Annotated in this window: 3 protein-coding genes; 2 read left to right on the top strand and 1 reads right to left on the bottom strand. The window is 35.0% G+C overall.

Annotated elements, in window-relative coordinates:
- Positions 1 to 191: 191 nt before the first annotated feature.
- Complete coding sequence (locus tag ACIQYS_RS22355; RefSeq protein ID WP_402985238.1) at positions 192 to 887, bottom strand: DUF2225 domain-containing protein; 696 nt, start codon at positions 885 to 887, stop codon at positions 192 to 194.
- 168 nt (positions 888 to 1,055) lie between these two features.
- On the opposite strand from ACIQYS_RS22355, the gene ACIQYS_RS22350 reads away from it, so the two are divergent.
- Both ACIQYS_RS22350 and ACIQYS_RS22345 read left to right on the top strand, forming a co-directional pair.
- Positions 1,056 to 1,418, top strand: coding sequence for a HesB/IscA family protein (locus ACIQYS_RS22350; RefSeq protein WP_402985236.1), 363 nt, complete (start codon positions 1,056 to 1,058; stop codon positions 1,416 to 1,418).
- 188 nt (positions 1,419 to 1,606) lie between these two features.
- A complete protein-coding gene (locus tag ACIQYS_RS22345; RefSeq protein WP_402985234.1) occupies positions 1,607 to 2,635 on the top strand; it encodes a tyrosine-type recombinase/integrase in 1,029 nt (342 codons plus the stop codon).
- Positions 2,636 to 2,931: the final 296 nt, after the last annotated feature.

Below are 2,931 nucleotides of genomic sequence, written 5' to 3'. Positions count from 1 at the left end.
ATTAACAATCGACCAAGGAAATGCCTTGGCTGGACAACTGCATACGAGGCGTTTCAGGAAGAACTGTTGCACTTAATTTGACAAACGGTCATATACAAAAAGCACCGCAATTGCGGTGCTTTTTGTTGTAATTTTTCAATTGCATTTTTGTGTGTAAATTCCAGTTTTGCGATAGGTAACGGTACCCGTTATTAATAAAGGGCTTCTTTTTCTTTATTGTCTCGAATTTCTTGCCAACGTTCTTTTGCCATTTCCACAATTTTAGGCTCAAGCGATGTACTTTGTGTTTCAATCACTTTTGAAAAGTAACGAGTTGCGTATTCCATTTGACCAATTTTTCGGGATAACTCCGCTATTAAGTAGAGCATTCTTGTTTCAGACATTTGAGTTCCACTGTAATCTCCGTTGGAATAGGAGTCATTATAACGATCTCTTGCTATTTCGATAAAGCGACGTTCTTCCGCATGTTGTCGTTGTAAACGGTATAGCCAAGCGGTACGCAGTGCTAATCCAGCAATATTGATGAATTTTTCTTTTTTAATTGTCCCACAAAAAATGCCTAGCTTGTATGCGCTAATGCCTTCTTCTATGCTTCTTTCATTTCCATATGATCTTGGAACCCATTTGTTTGCAATTTTTTCTTGAATCTCGTCCTTCATACCAGGTGCAAAGTATTTGGAAAATTCTTCTGTAAACGAAAATCCGCAATGCTCACAAACGAATATATTATAGAGTAAAGGGTTTATTTCCTTGTTTTGATAAATTGGTTGAAAGTCAGAAGCATAGGATTCTACTTTGACAAATTTAGATCGGACTTTAGTTGTTGTAAATTTTTTTTTGCAGTGTAAACATTCAACACTTTTTTGATAATATGGAGATATTTCCATAAAAAGACCTCTTTTCATCCAGTTAGCTTCTAGTTCAATTATACTTGACTATTGTCTTGAAAGCGAAATAATTAAATTAATATGGAATACAATTGACTTAAGTAGTTATCCTTGTCTAGATAGTAAAAACACTGATATGATATATAAAAGGAAGGAATGGTGATTCAGATGGCAGAAGTAGTGATTATATCTGAAGCGGCAGCATACCGCGTGAAAGAAATGATGACGCATAATGGAGAAGAAGGATCTATGCTTCGCGTCTCGGTAAATGGTGGTGGATGTAGCGGTCTTTCTTATGGAATGGGTTTTGAACATGAAAAAAAGGAAGATGACATAGAACTCTTACAGCATGGTATTGATATCGTCGTATCTAAAGAGGATGCTTCGATATTAAATGGAACGACAATCGATTACAAAGAATCTTTAATGGGTGGCGGATTCACCATCGACAACCCGAACGCTATCGCTTCTTGCGGTTGTGGTTCTTCGTTTAGAACGGCTAGTAAAGCTGGTACACCAGAGACTTGTTAAACATAAGGAAAGAGCATTTTCTTTTATAGAGGGAAATGCTAGGGTTATGAATTACAGCTGAAAATGGATGAAACACAATCCCCAAAATGTATGAAAACAACCCTAATTAAGGGTATTTAGGATTGTGGACTACAGCCTTTTTGATTGTTAATGTCGTTACACATTAATTTTCAAGGAGGCTTTTTATTATGGCTTTAAACAAGAAAGTACGAAGAAAACCAGTAAGGACTTTAACCAATCAAAAAGAATATCCAATACTAAAACTTGAACAAGCATTGAATATTGTACTTGCAGGTAAGAAGGCAGAAGGTGTAAGAGAACGTACATTAAGGGACTATTTGAAGGACTGGAGTTACTTTGTTAAATGGTTAAACCAAAATTACGAAATTAAATCAGTGGATGAACTCGATGTACAAATTTTTCGAGATTATATTAATTACCTACAGTACGACAGAGTGAAGTATGAAGACCATAAATTCATTAAAAGCGAGCAAAAGGTAGGGCTTTCAGAAGTAAGTATCAACATTCGTATTAGAGTATATAAAGCACTCTTTAACTATCTTGAAAGAGAAGAGTATATCGAAGTCAATCCAACAGCGAAATTAAAGCTGTTAAAGCACGATATAGACCTTACGAACTGTTTTACCGATGAAGATGTAAAAGCAGTCCTTAAACAGCCTAATATGCGAGATTATGTAGGATTTAGAGATTACGTAGCAATGATGTTACTCCCAGATAGTGGAATGAGGGCAGGTGAATTATTGAGTTTAAGAGTAGTGGATATTGACTTTCAAACAAGGTTTATAACACTAGAAGGAGATAGGAATAAAAATCGTAAGCCAAGATTAATACCAGTTTCTTCACATATCATAAAATTAATTTTGCAACTGGTCGGTGAAAACAAAAAACATTTTTCAACAGATAGAGTTTTTCTATCTCAATTCGGTGAACCACTTGGACAAAATCATTTTAACAAACGTTTAAAGTATTACGCAGATAAAGCAGGGATAAAAGACAAGAAAGTAACTGCTCACGTATATCGACATACTTGGGCGAAGAATATGACCTTAAATGGTTGTGATTCGTTTACACTACAGAAAATGGGAGGTTGGTCGGATATTCGAACAATGAGAAGATATATTCAAATGGATACAGATGATTTACGAAAATCACACGACTCTTTTTCTCCAATTACAAACTTATTTAATAAAAGATAACTAAGGATTAAAGAAATTAATACTCTTAATAAAATCTTAAGAATCCAGTCTTTCATTAGATTGGGTTCTTTTTTATTGTCTAAAGGAGCAGTTGTATTAAAGAGCTAGCCTCAGAACTAACTACCACAAGCTATTAGAATCAATTTTAAGCTTTTGATTAGTGAAGTGACTAAATATATATCTACGAAGTGTCTACGGAGGTCCCCCTCTGTTAGGATAGAAGTCGTACGAGGCTAACGTGTTATGATTAAGTAAATTACACGGAGGTCGATCGATATGACAAAACAAAATGGAAC

This window comes from Psychrobacillus sp. NPDC096426, from assembly GCF_044762745.1.
GTDB lineage: Bacteria > Bacillota > Bacilli > Bacillales_A > Planococcaceae > Psychrobacillus.
This window is presented reverse-complemented; position numbering and strand designations above follow the sequence as displayed.

Excerpts from the sequence above, each read along its gene's own strand:
- ACIQYS_RS22355 (WP_402985238.1), bottom strand. The coding sequence starts at position 887 with ATGGAAATATCTCCATATTATCAAAAAAGTGTTGAATGTTTACACTGC.
- ACIQYS_RS22350 (WP_402985236.1), top strand. The coding sequence starts at position 1,056 with ATGGCAGAAGTAGTGATTATATCTGAAGCGGCAGCATACCGCGTGAAA.
- ACIQYS_RS22345 (WP_402985234.1), top strand. The coding sequence starts at position 1,607 with ATGGCTTTAAACAAGAAAGTACGAAGAAAACCAGTAAGGACTTTAACC.